This is a genomic window from Gordonibacter sp. 28C, from assembly GCF_003339845.1.
Lineage (GTDB): Bacteria > Actinomycetota > Coriobacteriia > Coriobacteriales > Eggerthellaceae > Gordonibacter.
Genome location: NZ_PPTR01000001.1, coordinates 255746 through 272111 on the forward strand (window position 1 = coordinate 255746; position 16366 = coordinate 272111).

Here is a 16366-nt window from a genome sequence, read left to right on the forward strand (position 1 = left end):
GGGACGCTTGCAGTATGCTATGGCGCAAGCGGAAAACGGTGCCTTCGGGCACGGTGGGAAAGGACTCTCATGAGCAACGTCATCGTGGTCGGTTGCGGCCGCGTGGGCTCGCAGCTGGCCAACATGCTGTCGGACAACGGCAGCAACGTGTGCGTCATCGACCGCAGCGCCGACGCGTTCGCCAACTTGGGCCGCAACTTCAACGGCTCGACGGTGCAGGGCCTCGGCTTCGACGAGGAGACGCTGGTCAAGGCAGGCGTTGAGGACTGCGACGTCATCGCTGCCGTCACGCAGTTCGACAACACGAACCTCATGGTGGCCGAGGTGGGCAGCCGCCTGTTCGGCGTTCCGCACGTCATCGCTCGCCTGTACAACCCCGACCACGAGCGCGCCTACATGCAGCTGGGCATCGACCACGTGTGCGGCACGTCGCTGGTGGCCGAGGACGTGTTCAGCAAGATCGTGTCGGGCCATGGCGCCCATATCGACACGTTCGGCGAGTTCGAGCTGCTGCGTTTCTCGCTCGACCTCAGCTGGCGCGACACCGACCACCGCACCATCCGCGTGTCGGAGATGGAGCGCGACCACGACGTGCGCATCATCGCGTTCGAGCGCGGCGACGGCTCGGCATCGTCCATCCCCACGCGCGATTCGATCCTCTACCACGGCGATTCCGTGCTCGTCTGCGTCCGCCACGAGCTCATCGCGCAGTTCTCTCGCTACATTCAAGATTAGGAGAAGCCCATGTACATCGTTATCGCGGGTGGCGGCAAGATCGGCGAGTACCTTGCCTCGGTGCTGCTGCAAAGCGGCAACGACGTCGCCGTTATCGAGGAGAACCTGCAGACGGCGGACCACCTGTCCATCGTGTTGGAGGGGCGCTACCTCGTCATCCACGGCGACGGATGCGACTCGAAGTTCCAAGAGGACGCTGGCGTCCGCAAGGCCGACGTGTTCGTGGCCACCACGGGGCAGGACGACGATAACCTGGTGTCGTGCGAGATCGCCCAGCGCGTGTTCAACGTGCCGCGCTGCATCGCGCGCGTGAACAACCCCAAGAACCTGCGCATCTTCCGCGAGGTGGGCATCGAAAGCGTGTCGTCCACCACGCTCATCGCGAACCTCATCGAAGAGGAAACGCTGCTGGGCAGCGTGAGCGTGGCTTCGTCGCTCACGCACGGCAACGTGCTGCTCACCGAGATCACCGTGCCGCGCATGCGCTACCACTCCAACGAGGCGGGCATCCTGGCCTCTTCCGTGCCTATGCCGGAGAACAGCCTGATAGCAGCCGTGTCTCCCAAAGACGACGACAACGTCGAGGTTGCCGGCGAGGAAACCGTGCTGTACCCCGGCGACAAGGCCGTCGTGGTGGCCGACACCGAAGTGCTCGACGAGGTGCGCGCGCTTTTCAAGGGGTTGTAGGGTTCCGCGGGCCTAGGGGTTCCGGCGGCCTGTCGGCCGCCGGAACCCGCCGACGCTGCGAAGCCCCCTCGCGCCGATCCTCGGCCCTTTCTCGCTTGCCCTCGCGTGCCAAAGCACGCTCGGCCGCGAGACGGGCCGATTATCGGCGCGAGGGGGCTTCTCGCTGTCTTGCTACGCCAACCTGGGCGGTTGTTTTCGCGCTTGCGCGCGAAGCGCGGGTCGCTTCGCTCCCGCGCGGCCGACTTACGCGTCCCTTCGCCATGGCGAGCTAACGTGCACGTTGCCTACCGCTCGCGTGCCGCGCGCAGTTCCTCCAGGGCTTCAGGAGGAGTGTAGGCGCACATGCCGTCGCCAAGCTCGACCACCTCGATGGAATCGCCGGGCTTCACCTCGCCGTCTTCCAGCGCTACGAAGAACACGCCCTCGCGGGGGAAGATGCAATCGCCGGCCAAATGGTAGATGGCGCATTTCGTGTGGCACACCTTGCCGATCTGCGACAGCTCCAAAAGCGCGCTGTCGCCGACGCGCAGGCGGCTGCCAAGCGGCAGAGCTAGCAGGTCGATGCCCTCGGTGGTCACGTTCTCTGCGAAGTCGCCTTCGGCCACGTCTAAACCCATGGCCTGCGCCTTCTCGATGGACTCCCAAGCCAGAAGCGACACTTGCCGGTGCCAGTCGCCGGCATGCGCGTCGCCCGCCACGCCGAAGTGCGCCTCAACGGTGCCGCCGCCTTCACACGGCGTCTTGCGTCCGCCCTTGCGCTTCGACACGTTCACGGACCGAACGCGCCCACGTGCGCATTCCTCGCTCAACCGTACCTGCTCCACGTTCGACGCCTCCTAATAGCCTAGTGAAATGATAGGAAATATACTACTCGAACAAAGATAAAGAAGTCAAGAGATAACGCACACGCCAGATCGCCTCAGCACGAATGACGGCTGTGAACGATTTTGAGCCTTTGTTTTCAGGCGATTGCAGTATTATCCCAGGTCGCACTTTTCTCGAATAAGCGAAAATCGTTCACAGCCGTCATTCGTGCTGAGGCTCTTGCAGGACGTCTATGTCTTTCGGCGTACATTCCCTCGGCGCTTTCCATGGAAAACGGCGCGCTTCACCTGCAGTGCGGTATGCTGATTGCCATCAGGTACGACGTGGGAAAGGGACCGGCGTGATCAACCGCTACACGCGCCCCGCGATGGGCGCCATCTGGGAGCTTGAGAACAAGTTCTCCATCTGGAAGGAAATCGAAGTGCTGGCGTGCGAGGCGCAGGCCGAGCTGGGCAAGTCCGGCATCACGAAGGAAGAGGCCGCGTGGATCCGCGCGCATGCCGACTTCACCGTGGAGCGCATCGACGAGATCGAGAAGGTGACGAACCACGACGTCATCGCGTTCACCACGAACATGGCCGAGTACATCGACGCCGACGTGCCGGAGGGGCAGGAGCCGCCCAGCCGCTGGGTGCACTACGGCATGACGTCGTCCGACCTGGGCGACACCGCGCTGTCCTACCAGATCACGCAGGCTATCGACATCATCCTGGAAGACATCAAGCAGCTGGGCGAGACGTGCAAGCGCCGCGCCTTCGAGTTCCAGGAGACGCTATGCGTGGGCCGCACGCACGGCATCCACGCCGAGCCCATGACGTTCGGCATGAAGTTCGGCAGCTGGGCGTGGGCGCTCAAGCGCGCCCAGACGCGCATGGAGGAGGCCCGCAAGGTGGCCGCCACGGGCGCCATCAGCGGCGCGGTGGGCACGTACTCCAGCATCGACCCGTTCGTCGAGCAATACGTGTGCGAGCGCCTGGGCCTTACGGCCGACCCGCTGTCCACGCAGGTGCTGGCGCGCGATCGCCACGCGCAGGTGATGGCCGGCTTGGCCGTGACGGCCTCCACGCTTGAGTCCATCGCCATGCAGGTGCGCCTGCTGCAGCAGTCCGACGTCATCGAGGTCGAAGAGCCGTTCGCGAAGGGGCAGAAGGGCTCCAGCGCCATGCCTCACAAGCGCAACCCCATCACGGCCGAGCGCGTCTGCGGCCTGGCCCGCACGGTCAAGAGCAACGCGCAAGTGGCGTTCGACAACGTGGCGCTGTGGTACGAGCGCGACATCAGCCACTCCGGCGCCGAGCGCGTGGCGCTGGCCGATAGCTTCATCGCGCTGGACTACATGTTCGGCAAAATGCAGTGGATGCTGGACGGCCTGCAGACCTACCCTGCCAAGATGGAGCACAACCTGTGGCGCACGAAGGGCCTCATCTTCAGCTCGAAGGTGCTGCTGGCCCTGGTGGACACCGGCATCAGCCGCGAGGACGCCTACGTCATCGTGCAGCGCAACGCCATGAAGGTATGGGAGGACATCCAGAACGCCGTGGACGGTCCCACCTACCGCGAGAATCTCGAGGCCGACCCCGAGGCGAACCTCAGCGCCGAAGTGCTGGACGAGATCTTCGACCCCTGGGACTTCCTCACCCGCAAGGACGTGGTGTTCGACCGCTTGAAGGAGCTGGAGTTCTAAGAGGCGCGCAAAAACCTAGATACGAGCGACGCCTCCGAACCGTTCGGTGCGGCAGGACTTCGCGACAGACGAGGGGCCGGCGGCTTTTGCTGCCGGCCCCTCGTCTGTCGGCGACATTGGCACGCCGGGTTTGCGAAAGCCTTTTGCTTGCCGAAAGGCCGCATTAATCAGGTCGAATGGCTGTTATGCAACTGCGATGGTGGCATCCCATCCTATACCGTAAAAACAATATCGAAAAATGGATGTTGTTACGGTATGCGAAAAACATGGTGGAGCGAAGGATGGGAGAGTCATGGGGGAGTGTGCTAAGCCTGTGCATGGCAGCGTAGGGATCGGACGCGTGTTGAGGGTTCTGCTCGCGTTCGCGCTGGCGATTCTGCTCGTGCCCGCGTTGGGAGCACGGCAGGCCGTCGCCGCGGCAAGCGAGCCGGTTTACTACGGGTATGTGTACGATGTCCAAGCGAAGGACGAGAACGGATACCCGCTCTTCCATGAAGACGGCACGCCGGTTACCTATCATCAAGCAGATATCTCGTACGCTGAGAATCTTCCCAAGAACATTGTCGTAGGCGACCGAATGACGGTGACGCAGATCAGCTACGATATGGGCGAAATGGTCAAGGGCGAGACGTACGAGGACGTGCTCGTGCAGGGTTTCACGCTCGATCAGCGCAGCGAGGTTTCCCATGTCGAGTCGATCGACGTATCCGCCTGTTCGAGCCTCGTCTCGTTGTACCTGACCAACATGGAAAACCTTACGTCGGTCTCTTTTGGTAGCGAGCTCAAAAACCTGAGTGTGCAATACTGCAAGGCTTTCAAGAGCGTCGACGTTTCAGCGTGCACTGATTTGCGATCGCTCAACCTCGATGGATGCGGGTTCACGGAACTCGACGTAGATTCGATACCGCAAACGGTCATGCTCTTCAACTGCAGGTACAACAAGATCTCGGACACCTCCGCTTTGGTGGAGCGCTTCGGCGAGTCGGAGGTGCTACCTCAGGCGTCCGACGACCTTGTTGTGCTTTCCGAGGAGGTGGCGAACGGCTATTTCGTGGCAGGTCAAGAACAGGTCACTATCCCGTCCATTCGATTTGCAAACTCCGTCGAAAGCTCGAACTTCTATCGAGAAGACCGCGAGGCGGCTTACGCGGCGAGGAACTTCACGGTGACGTCCTCCGACGAGTCGGTTGTGACAGCGGAAGTGTTCACCCCCGAAGCTATTCCGGGCCTAAGCAGCTCGTCCGCTGCTGAAATTCGCTACTCATTCAAGAAGGCTGGCGATGCCGTTATTTCGGCAACGTATGACTTCCCAGGAAAATTCGATCATTACCAGATAAAAAGCACGGTAAAAGTGACCGTTGCCGCCAAAGCTAACAAAGTGACCGGTCTGTCGGTCGATCCTGCCGATTTGACGATCGATTATGTGGAGAAGTGTCCGGTGTGCGATCAGTCCCACAGCGGAAGGGCCACGGCGACGGTGGCTTACGCCACCGAGAATCCCGATCTGCCAAAAACCGGCGGTTACGGTGAATGGGTGGAAAAGGACCACGACAGTCTCGATTGCACGACGTCTGCCAGTGGCATCAACAAGATGGATTACACGTTTTGGGCGCATGCGGCGGGAAGATATCCGGTAACGTTCAGGATGATGGAGAACGGGACGTCGAATTCGTTCGAGACTTCGATGAGCGTGTCGGCAGTTGAACCGGACACACCAGAGCTGATCGTAGATCAAAAGAGAACGCTTGCGCCAGGCGTCGTTCAAATCGTGCCGCCGAGCGCCGGGCAAGGTGGTTCCGGCATGGCGAACGAGCCGCTCGGGCGCTTCGACAATACCGACTACCTTGGTTTCGCCTGGCACGGCTACAGCGCGTTCATCAAGTCCGTCGAATCGAGCGATCCCGAGGTCGCCGCTTCGGCTGCGGAGAGCAAGTACCTGCTCAATCTGAACAAAGCGGGCACGGCTACCATCACTATCACCGACGTGTTCGGCAATTCGAAGTCGTGCGAGATCACGGTTGAGAGCCCGCAGGTCGATCCGGAGGACGTTGTCTGCGACACGTCGGATATCACTCTGGAGCAAGGAGGTGAATTCCAGCTGCTCAGTCGCGTATCGGGTTCGAATTGGAAGCCGTCCATGGTGCGCTTCACCAGCGCGAACGGTTACATCGCTCCGATCAAGGCGAGCCCCGACGAGGATCAGAACCCTCTGTTCACCTTGCTGGGCAAGAACGTTGGCGATACGACGGTGAAGGTCGAGTATTTCCTTGGCGTCGACTACGAGACGCACGAGTACATCATGAAGGATCTCGGCACCATCAAGGTGCACGTCGGACCTGGGGAGGCACCGGCTGTTCCCGTGGAAAGCGTTGCGATCTCGGGCGGTGTGAAGACCGCTATGGAAGTTGGAACCGTCCAGAAACTGTCCGCAGAGGTGCTTCCTGCGAATGCGACCGACAGGACGATTGCTTGGTCGTCGTCCGACGAGAACGTGTTGACGGTGGGAGCCGACGGTCTGGTCACCGCTGTCGGGAACGGCACGGCGTCGATCACTGCCAAGGCGGGCGAGAAGGCGGCCACGACGCCCGACATCGAGGTCACGACTCCGGTCGCAGGGGTTTCCTTGAGCGCTTCCGAACTGTCGCTGTTCGTTGGCGGCGAGGCGTCGGAGCTCACGGCCAGCGTCGAGCCCGTCACTGCGACGAACAAACAGATGATTTGGAGTTCGTCAGATCCTACCGTTGCCACCGTCGATGCCGACGGCACTGTTGCACCCGTTGCTGCGGGAGTTACGGATATAACCGTCGAAACGTTGGATGGCGGTTTCACGGCGACATGCAAGGTCACGGTTGCCCAGCATGCCGAAGGCGTCACGTTAGACAAGGTATCGCTTGTTTTAACTGGCAAGGTTTCGGAATCCTTGAAGGCCGTGGTGGAACCCGATAACGCCACGAACAAGAACGTTGTTTGGGAGTCGTCGGCTCCGGAGGTGGCTTCCGTCGACCAGAACGGATTGGTCACGGCGGTGTCAAAGGGGTCGGCAACGCTCACGGTTACCACCGAAGACGGTCAGCATGCCGCTACGTGCGCCGTCGAGGTGAGGAATCCCGCGACCGCCATAGCGCTTGGCGCGAAGCGCTTAGACCTGACGAAGGGACAGACGGCCCAGCTTTCTGCCGTCGTGTCCGGCGAGCTGCCCGGCGCGGTGGACGACGACGCGCTGGCGTGGTCATCGTCCGATAACGAGGTGGCCACGGTGTCCAACGTCGGTTTGGTGACCGCTTTGAAAACCGGGACGGCGACCGTCACGGCTAAACTTGCCGGTGGGCAGTCTGCAACGGCCGAGGTGACGGCCACCTCCGAGGTGTTCGTCAGCAATCCGGCAACGGAAATCACGCTCGACCGCACTGCGATATCAACCCGGATCGGCGAGAGAAGTCAGTTCGGGCTTAAAGCCACGGTGACGCCATTCGATGCCGACGATGCTTCCGTTGCTTGGTCCAGCACCGATGCGTCTGTGGCAAGCGTTGACGTCTTTGGCGTTGTGACGGTGCACCGGGCCGGAAGCGCAACCATCATGGCCAGCACGGTAAACGGCTTAACGGCCGCATGCATGGTAAACGTCGCGGCAGCTCCCCTCGCCGCAGTCGGGGACGGTTCGGCCGCCGTCGAAGCTGATGATGCGGCCGCGCTTGCCGCGGTGAAAGCCAAAGAAGACGAGGTAGGCCCCATCACGTTGGTGGTCGAGCCGCAAAATGCGCTCGATGCGGTTACTCAGGCCGTCGTAGACAAGGTGGTCGTTGGCACAGCTCAGGTGGCCGGCGTTTTCGATATTCGCTTTGCCGACGCGAGCGGCGATACGGTTTCTTGGGGCGAGGACGAGGCTTCCGGCATGCTGCGCGTCAAGCTGAGGATTCAAGGAGACATGGCCGACTTGGACGCGTCTACATTGAGGGTGCACTACCTTGACAAAAAGACGGGCGTTCCCGTTGAAATGGAGTCGTGGATCGAGGACGGCTATCTGGTGTTCTTGACGCCGCACTTCTCGGATTACTTGGTGACGGGGCAGCCTCCTGTTGCGCCCGAACCCGAGGACGAAGACGATGGGGCCGCGCTCGTTTCGATAGACATCCAGGATGACAATGCGAAGAAACTTGCATCTACGGGAGATCCGCTCGCCTTTGCCGTCGTTTGCCTGGCTCTCTGCGCGGTTGCCGCCGGTGCGGCAGCGTTTACTGCGCGCAAGCGTGATGATCTGGCGTAGCGATCGGCTCGAATATTTGCGACGTCGCTAATCGCTCATTCAGCCTGCCGCCCTTTCAAAAGGGCGGCAGGCTTTTTGCAAGCTAACGATGCGATCCGGCTCACGGCGGTGTCGCCGAACAGCAGTAGAAGTTTCACGAGAAGAGCTCCTCTCCCTTGTCTCTCAAGCGCCCATCCAACCCGAGCAGAAGGTCGCGCAGGTCGGACAACGACGATGCCAGGAAGGTCGGTTCAGCTGCTTCCAACTCGCCTTCGGGGGCGTAGCCCCAGGTTACTCCTATCGCGTCGATGCCCTCGCGGCGCGCGCCCTCCACGTCGTGCTTGCGGTCGCCCACCATGACAACCTCGTGCTTGTCCGGCTGGCCGAGGCGGGCTAGGGCCTCGCGAATGACGTCTCCCTTGTCGGTTCGGGAGCCGTCCATGTTGCTGCCGGCCACCACGTCGAAGTAACGGGCAAGATCGAAGTGGTCGAGGATGCGCACTGCGTAAGGTTCGGGTTTCGAAGTGGCCACGGCCGCGACGATGCCCGCCTCCGCCAGCTTCCCCAAAAGCTCAGGCATCCCTTCGTACACGCGGTTTTCGAATATGCCCAACGTGCCGAAGCGCTCCCGGTACACGCGCACCGCCTCGGTTGCCTCGGCGTCGGTGAAGCCGTAGCATTCCATGAACGAGCGATGCAGTGGCGGGCCGATGAAGTGGGTGAGCTGGTCGGCCGCCTCGTCGATGCCGAACGCGGCGAGCGCGTGCTGGACGCAGGCGGTGATGCCCTCTTGCGGGTCGGTCAAAGTGCCGTCGAGGTCGAAAAGCACGTAGCGGTACATGGCGATGCTCCGTTTCCTGAAATGCGCGAGCGAGTCTCGCCTATATAGTAACAGTCGAAGCTTTCGCGCGTTACGCGTGATCGCGGCCGGCCGCCTGTCATTGAGCGCCGTATAAGCCGCGGAGAGGTATAATGCTGCGGATGCATCGAGAGCGAGGAGCGGGTTTGTGAGCGAGCAGGCATTGGCGGAGGGCGAAAGCGAACAGCGGACCGATCGGACGGGATTCTTGCAAGGGCTGGGATGCTACCTGCTGTGGGGCGTCATGCCCGTGTACTGGAAGCTGCTTTCGGCCATTCCCGCCTTCGAGGTGCTGGCGTGGCGCATGGTGTGGTCGTGCGCGGCGGTTATCGCCCTGTGCGTGCTGGTGAAGCGGACGCGCTTCCTCTATCTGTTCCGCGATCCGCGCGCGGTGCGCACGTTTTTGGCCTCGGGGCTCATCGTTTCGTGCAACTGGGGCGTGTACATCTGGGCGGCCAACAGCGGGCACCTGCTGCAGACGAGCATCGGGTATTACCTGTGCCCGCTGTGCAGCATCGCGCTGGGAATGATTGTTTTCAAAGAGCGGCTGACTCCCATGCAGAAGGTCGCCACGGCGCTTGCCGCGCTGGGCGTGGGGTACTTCATCGTCGCGAACGGCGGCGACATCTGGATAGCCTTTGCGCTGGCGCTCACGTTCAGCGTGTACGGCGCGGTGAAGAAGAAGGGCGGCTACCCGGCCCTGCCCGGCATGGCGTTCGAGTCGCTGCTGACGGGCCTTATCGGCGCCGTGGCGCTGGGCGTGGGGGCGGTCGCTCCGTGGATCTGGCAGATCGCGCCGGCCACGCCCGATGCCATGGCCGTTACCGGGCCGGTGGCGGACATGGCGCTGCTCGCGGGATGCGGCGTGCTGACGGCCGTTCCACTGCTGCTGTTCTCCGCCGCGGCTAACCGCGTGTCGCTCACGGTGATCGGCTTCATCCAGTACGTGAGCCCCACCATCGCGCTGGTGCTGGCCGTGGCGTTCTACGGCGAGCAGTTCACGTTCGCCCACGGCATCTGCTTCGCGCTCATCTGGCTGGGCATAGCGGCCATCGGCGTGGAAGCGGCCCTGAACAGCAGGAGGAAGAAGGCGGTCGCCAGCCGGGTGGCCGACGGAACGACGTAGGCAGAATCTACTTCTTTGCGCTTTTAACGCACGTCACAACGGCAAGTGACCCGACGATAAGAGAGAACGTCGCGGCTGAAATGAACCACGCTCCTACCGTATCCTCGATCGTCCTCCAGTCGGCTTGAGAAGCGCTCTCACAGAGCATCCAGATGATTGACACGAGCACCGCGAGAGATCCTATGAGGGAAAGGCAGAGCAAGATCATTCGCGAAGAGTTTTTCTTGCAAAGAAAGGCGCCGGCTATCTGCCCCACGATAACCATTCCGGCAAGAATCACGATCAAATAAGAGACGGCAACCATGGGCAATGCCTAACTGGCGCAAGCGGAGTCGTTGTGATATGCCAAGGCCTCAAATCCCGCTCTCCAAGCTATGACTGGGTGCAAGACGCCCAGCTCGGGTAGCAAAACTATTTTTTCATCATACCAGCATTTTGCTTTTGCTTCTTATGATCGATTCTCGAAACTCTATACATGCGAAGAATTTTTTGGCATATGGCCTTAGCCGTGGCGAGGTTCCTGCTGATCTGGTTACTTTTCTGAAATCGAAAATCCTTCTATCTTCGAGCCGTAAAACGAGTTCAGCGTGCCGCCCTTTTCGGCATATCGGCTTCGGACAATCCGGGGGGTTCGTTCTTTCTTCGGCCGCTTAGTGGTATAACGGAAAACGACAAGATGCGAACCGCTTGGGACAACGCCTGGGCGGTGGCCTCAATCGGCATCTGGGTATCGTGCCGCCAAGCGGCGCAGACGAAAGGCGATGATCGAGCATGAAAATCCAAAGCGTGCGGGCTATTCCGGTGAACCTTCCTTTGCCCCATCCCATGGAATGGGCCACCGGGCGCATGACCAGCCAAGCCCATGTGCTGGTACGGATCATGACCGACGAGGGCGTCGAGGGCATCGCCGAGGCCATTCCCCGCGAGAACATCTACGGCGAGACGCAAGTGGGCATGGTGCACGTGATCAACGACCTGTTGGCCCCGCTGGTGGCGGGCCTCGACCCGTTCGATGTTGAGAAGGCCCACGAGAAGATGGCGTTCATCAAGGGCAACCTCGCCGCGAAGGGCGGCATCGACGTGGCGCTGTGGGATATCATGGGCAAGGCGTGCGGGCAGCCGTGCCACAAGCTGCTCGGCGGTTATCGCGACAGCATCGAACCGAGCCGCATTCTGTGGCTGACCAGCGACGAGGCCATGCTCGCCCAAGCGCGCGAGCTGAACGGCAAAGGGTATAGGGCCTTCAAGGTGAAGGGCGGCGTCGACGCGGACGCCGATATCCGCCGCGTGCACGCGCTGCGCCAGGTTATCACGCGCGATACGAAGCTCTACATCGACGGCAACCAGAGCTACACGTACTTCGAGGCGAAGCGGGTGCACGATGCCCTGCGCGGCGAACTGGACTATTTCGAAGAGCCGATGGCCGCGACGAACGAGAAGGACCGCGTGCGTCTGGCGCACGCCATCGACATCCCCATCGCGGGGGACGAGAGCAACTTCACCCTGTACGACATCGCGCACCAGATAGACATAGACGCGCTCTCGGTGATGATGATCAAGATACCCCGCAGCGGCTACACCTACGGTCGCAAGATCGCGGCTTTGTGCGAGGCGTACCACCGCCCGATGATGATAGGCAGCCAATCCGAGAGCGATCTGGGCATGACCGCCATCGTGCACATGGGTTGCGCTCTGAAAACCATCAGCTACCCCTGCGAGTTCATGGACTACGAGGATCCCGCGCGCCCCAGCCTGATCAACGAGCAGATACGCATGGAGGACGGCCGCGTCTACCCGCCCGCCGGGCCGGGCCTCGGCGTGACGCTGAACGAGGACGCCGTCGAGAAGTACGCGGTGCGGTAGGCGCGGCGCGAAAAATCATACCGAGCGGGCGGCGCTCGATGATAGAGGGCGTATCAATTTGACCTGACCAAAACTATCATTGAAACGCTCGCAGCCGATCATAATCCTAAAGAAACACCTGTTCAGGCATGTATGCGCATATTTTCGCGCACCCTGTTTCCCTGCGCAGTATGAGTCGCAACAGATTATGAATCCCTAGCGGATTCGTTGTTTATGGTTTCGGACGCCCTCCTTTGACACTATATCCTTGCGCGGTCGAACGGTCGGACGACGGGTTCGATTCGAACAAGGACCATCGTCCCTTCTGCCGGAGCAATCCCTGCTCCCAACCGTCCCCCGCTGCGATAAGGGGAATGCGTTTTGAAGGAGGAGGGGGCTTATGGAGTCATCGGTGGCGAAGTACGGGGTTCAAGACAGGCAGCTGAACTCGAGAGAGCGGTGGATATGCTTCGCGGCTCTGTTCTTCCTGGGGTTCACCGCAACGTTCAACCAGTTCAAGGCTGCACCGGCCATTCAATACATCGGCGCCGACCTGGGAATGTCCGTGGACATGCTCAGCCAGATCATGGGCGTGTACTCGATAGCCGGCATGCTGCTCGCGTTTCCCGGCATGCTGGTCATGCAGCGGCTGGGCGTCAAGTTCTCTATCGTCGTGACCTCGGTGCTGCAGTTGGTGGGATCGCTCGTGTGCGTGTTCGCAACGGACACCGCGCTGTTCTTGGCGGGCCGCACGCTCGAGGGCATATCCTACGGCCTTATCTGCGTTATCGGGCCGAACATCATGCCGCGTCTGTTCCCTTTGAAGAACCAGGGGCTTTGCATGGGCATCTGGTCGCAGTGGACGCCGGTGGGCGTGGTCATCGCGTTCTTCACGGCTCCGATGATCTTCGAGGCCGCGGGCGGCGCGGCGGTTCCGTTCTCGTGGCACCCCGTTTGGTACGTGTCCATAGCCATGGAGCTCGTGTCCATCGTCTGGCTGCTGGTCAGCTGCAAGATGCCGGCCGTTCCGGAGAACGAGCTTTTGGACGGCGACCCGTCGAAGCGCAAGCGCCCCGGTAAGAACTTCATGGTGGCCGGCATCGTGGTGTGCGCGTTCTTCTTCGTGTGGGTGTTCGACTACGTGGCGAACATCAACACGCTGTACCCGACGTTCCTGCAGAACGTCAAGGGGCTGAGCGTATTCGACTCGTCGATGCTGCCCAACTGGACGGCCCTCATCTCCATCCCCCTGGGCATCGGCTTCGGCGTGGCGGCCGACAAGCTCAACTTCCGCAAGTGGATGATCGCCGTAGGGTACCTGCTGGTGGCCGTTTGCATGGGCTTCCTGTACTTCACGCCGGGATCGGACATGACCGGCCCTTGGGCGGCCAGCATCGTCATGGGCCTGTGCGGCGCGCTCGTTCCCACGGGAACCCGCGCCATCACGCCGGTGCTCGTGCCCGAGCCGAAGAAGACGGACCTTGCGCTCGCCACCATGGCGTTCGCCACGGGCGTGGCCCAGGTGGTGGGAGGCTACGTGGTCTCGCCCACGGTTTCCTCCATCGGCTGGCAGGCGAACGGCCAGTTCGTCCTTGCCCCGCTTGCGGTTCTGGCGGCCGTCGCCGTCGTCGTTTTCGTGAAATCGGACAAGAAGGTCCACGAGGTGCGCGTGGCCGAGCGCGCTGCCCAAGACGCGGAGGAGGCTCGGTAACCAAGACTTGCTAGACGAGACGAAGAGTGAGAGGAAGAGGCATGAAGATAGCAGATACGACCGTCGTTCACAATTTGGGGTTGGAAGCCTGCGGAGGCGGGGCGAACATGGTCGCCGCCGACGTGAAGGACGGGAAGCTCGTGCGCATCAGGCCGGTGCACTACGACGAGCAGTACACGAAGGACGAGTTGAATTACTGGACGCTGACCGGCCGCAACGGCACGACGTTCGAGCCGGGCATGAAGTCGTACACGCCGCCCTTCCCGCTGGTGTACAAGCGGCGCACGTACTCCAAGAACCGCGTCGCCCATCCCATGAAGCGCGTCGACTGGGACCCGCAAGGCGAGCGCCATCCCGAGACGCGCGGCACGAGCAAGTACGTGCGCATCTCGTGGGACGAGGCCACCGAGATCATCGCCGCCGAGATCAAGCGCGTTCACGACGAGTACGGCCCGTACTCCATCCTGTGCCAGGCCGACGGCCACGGCGAGAGCAAGGCGGTGCATGCGCCCCACGGCTGCATGACGCGCCTGTTGGAGCTGTGCGGCGGCTACACGGTGCAGGCGCGCAACCCCGACAGCTGGGAAGGCTGGTACTGGGGCGCCAAGCACGCTTGGGGCATGGACCCCGTCGGGCAGAACACCCATTCCACGAACACAGCTCAGGACATCGCCCAGAACTGCGACGCCATGCTGTACTGGGGGTGCGACCTGGAGACCACGACGTCGGCGTGGGGCGGCCAGCTCGCCTCGAAGCTGGCGTACTGGTTCGACGACTGCGGCATCAAGCACATCGCCATCGCGCCCGACTGCAACTACACCGCGGCGGTGCACGCCGACAAGTGGTTCCCCGTGCTTCCCAACACCGACGCGGCCCTGCAGCTGGCCATCGCGTACGTGTGGCTGACCGAGGGAACCTACGAGAAGGAATACGTCGAGACCCACGCCATCGGCTTCGACTGGTTGGAATACTACGTGCTGGGCAACGAGGACGGCGTGCCGAAGACGCCCGAATGGGCCGAGCCCATCTGCGGCATACCCGCCTACCGCATCAAAGCGCTCGCCCGTTACTGGGCGCGTCACAACGTGTCCATCGCCCACTGCAACGGCGGCTCCTTCATCCGCGCCGCGTTCGCGCACGAGCCGGCCCGTCTCGAGGTCTACCTGCTGGGCATGCAGGGCGTGGGCATGCCGGGGCGCATCTCCATCAAGTTCATCGAATGGACGCTGTTCGGCATGACGTCGTGCAGCCCCATCCCGCCCTCGAAGCTCGCGCCGAGCACGGCTGCTGCCTACAACGGGTGGATCATCGGCAGCAACGCCGACCATATGATCGCCAAGTGCCACGTGCACAAGGCCCTGCGCGGCGAGTCGTTCAGCTGGTACGGCCACGGCACGGCGGCGAACGACCGCCCCGACCAGTTCGTCAAGCTGGAGTTCCCCACGGACGGCAACGCCGGCATCAAGATGCTCTGGTCGGACAACCCCGCGTTCTCCACGAGCCTGAACGGCGGCTACGAGTACCAAGACGCCCTGAAGAGCGACAACCTGGAGTTCTACCTGGTGCAGGCTCCCTGGTTCGAGGACGACGCGCGCTTCGCCGACATCGTGCTGCCCATCTGCACGAAGTTCGAGACGAGCGATTTCGGCACCGACTGCGACAGCGGCCAGTGGAACGCCGTCATCTACGAGCAGGCCGCCATCGACCCCGTGGGCGAGGCCCGGTCCGACTGGGAGGCCGTGCAGGCCGTGGCCGAGAAGCTCGAGCGCTACGGCGGCGTCTACGAGGACGTCAAGCACCGCATGACCGGTGGGAAAACGGTCGAGCAGCAGATCAGGGAAGGCTACGAGGCGTGCGGCATCCCGGCCGACGAGTTGGACTTCGAGGCGTTCAAGCGCAACCGCTACCAGCTCATCCCCACGGTGGAGGGCTGGGAGAACCAAATGGTGGGTCTGAGCGGCTTCGCGCAGAACCCCGAGATGTTCCCGCTGGAAACGCCGTCCGGCAAGATCGAGTACTACTCGCCCACGCTCGCCGAGCACTTCCCCGACGACCACGTCCGCGGCCCGGTGGCCCACTGGATCGAGGCGGGCGACGGCCACGACGACCGCCTGAACAGCGAGCGCGCGAAGAAGTACCCGTTCCTCGTGGAGTCGAACCACCCGCGCTGGCGCGTGCACGCGGAGTTCGACGACGTGGAGTGGTTCCGCGAGATCGAGACGTGCAAGGTCGTCGGCCCCGACGGCTACGCCTACGAGCCCGTGTGGCTGAACCCCTCCGACGCGGCGAAGCTCGGCATACAGAGCGGCGACGTGGTGAGCGTGTTCAACGAGCGCGGGGCCGTGCTGGGCGGCGCGCGGGTCACCGAGCGCGTGCGCGACGGCGTGGTGTACATGGACCACGGGGCGAACAGCGACGTCATCGTGTCGGGCATCGGAGGTTTGGATCGCGGCGGCGACATCAACCTCATCTGCCCCACGCACACGTCTTCTAAAAACGCCAGCGGCGAGGTGACGTCCGGCTATCTGGCCGGCGTGGAGAAGGTCGACGTGTTCGAGCTGGCCGCGCGGTATCCGGAGGAATTCGGTCGCAAGAACTACTCGCCGGAGTACGGCGCCGACGTTCGCGACTACCTGATAGGGGAGGAGTAGGGA

At 62.2% G+C, this 16366-nt stretch carries 10 protein-coding genes; 8 read left to right on the top strand and 2 right to left on the bottom strand.

Going from position 1 to position 16366, the window contains the following annotated elements; all coding sequences use genetic code 11:
- Positions 1–69: 69 nt before the first annotated feature.
- Both C1878_RS01080 and C1878_RS01085 read left to right on the top strand, forming a co-directional pair.
- Positions 70–735, top strand: coding sequence for a TrkA family potassium uptake protein (locus tag C1878_RS01080; protein ID WP_114599856.1), 666 nt, complete (start codon positions 70–72; stop codon positions 733–735).
- Between the two features lie 9 nt (positions 736–744).
- Positions 745–1422 carry a TrkA family potassium uptake protein gene (locus C1878_RS01085; RefSeq protein ID WP_114599857.1) on the top strand — a complete coding sequence of 226 codons (678 nt, stop codon included), beginning with the start codon at positions 745–747 and terminating at the stop codon, positions 1420–1422.
- A 284-nt stretch (positions 1423–1706) separates the two neighbouring features.
- On the opposite strand, the gene C1878_RS01090 is transcribed toward C1878_RS01085, so the two are convergent.
- Positions 1707–2246, bottom strand: coding sequence for an MOSC domain-containing protein (locus C1878_RS01090; RefSeq protein ID WP_114599858.1), 540 nt, complete (start codon positions 2244–2246; stop codon positions 1707–1709).
- A gap of 341 nt (positions 2247–2587) precedes the next feature.
- On the opposite strand from C1878_RS01090, the gene purB reads away from it, so the two are divergent.
- Positions 2588–3931 (top strand): adenylosuccinate lyase, encoded by a 1344-nt coding sequence (gene purB, locus C1878_RS01095; protein WP_114599859.1) that lies wholly within the window; start codon positions 2588–2590, stop codon positions 3929–3931.
- A 292-nt stretch (positions 3932–4223) separates the two neighbouring features.
- Complete coding sequence (locus C1878_RS01100; RefSeq protein WP_158539645.1) at positions 4224–8195, top strand: Ig-like domain-containing protein; 3972 nt, start codon at positions 4224–4226, stop codon at positions 8193–8195.
- Positions 8196–8328: 133 nt separating this feature from the next.
- Here C1878_RS01100 and C1878_RS01105 read toward each other — a convergent pair whose 3' ends face one another.
- Positions 8329–9015 carry an HAD-IA family hydrolase gene (locus C1878_RS01105; protein ID WP_114599861.1) on the bottom strand — a complete coding sequence of 229 codons (687 nt, stop codon included), beginning with the start codon at positions 9013–9015 and terminating at the stop codon, positions 8329–8331.
- Between the two features lie 166 nt (positions 9016–9181).
- Between C1878_RS01105 and rarD the strand changes: the two genes are divergently transcribed.
- From rarD to C1878_RS01130, 4 genes are all read left to right on the top strand, one after another.
- On the top strand, positions 9182–10159 hold the full coding sequence (gene rarD / locus C1878_RS01110) for an EamA family transporter RarD (RefSeq protein WP_114599862.1): 978 nt from the start codon (positions 9182–9184) through the stop codon (positions 10157–10159).
- Positions 10160–10930: 771 nt separating this feature from the next.
- Positions 10931–12022: a mandelate racemase/muconate lactonizing enzyme family protein gene (locus C1878_RS01120; protein ID WP_114599864.1), complete on the top strand. Its 1092-nt coding sequence runs from the start codon at positions 10931–10933 to the stop codon at positions 12020–12022.
- A 379-nt stretch (positions 12023–12401) separates the two neighbouring features.
- On the top strand, positions 12402–13712 hold the full coding sequence (locus tag C1878_RS01125) for an MFS transporter (protein ID WP_114599865.1): 1311 nt from the start codon (positions 12402–12404) through the stop codon (positions 13710–13712).
- A gap of 41 nt (positions 13713–13753) precedes the next feature.
- On the top strand, positions 13754–16363 hold the full coding sequence (locus C1878_RS01130; protein WP_114599866.1) for a molybdopterin-dependent oxidoreductase: 2610 nt from the start codon (positions 13754–13756) through the stop codon (positions 16361–16363).
- Positions 16364–16366 lie beyond the last annotated feature (3 nt).

Coding starts and splice junctions, on each gene's coding strand:
- C1878_RS01080 (WP_114599856.1), top strand. CDS start 70: ATGAGCAACGTCATCGTGGTCGGTTGCGGCCGCGTGGGCTCGCAGCTG.
- C1878_RS01085 (WP_114599857.1), top strand. CDS start 745: ATGTACATCGTTATCGCGGGTGGCGGCAAGATCGGCGAGTACCTTGCC.
- C1878_RS01100 (WP_158539645.1), top strand. CDS start 4,224: ATGGGGGAGTGTGCTAAGCCTGTGCATGGCAGCGTAGGGATCGGACGC.
- C1878_RS01105 (WP_114599861.1), bottom strand. CDS start 9,015: ATGTACCGCTACGTGCTTTTCGACCTCGACGGCACTTTGACCGACCCG.
- C1878_RS01120 (WP_114599864.1), top strand. CDS start 10,931: ATGAAAATCCAAAGCGTGCGGGCTATTCCGGTGAACCTTCCTTTGCCC.
- C1878_RS01125 (WP_114599865.1), top strand. CDS start 12,402: ATGGAGTCATCGGTGGCGAAGTACGGGGTTCAAGACAGGCAGCTGAAC.
- C1878_RS01130 (WP_114599866.1), top strand. CDS start 13,754: ATGAAGATAGCAGATACGACCGTCGTTCACAATTTGGGGTTGGAAGCC.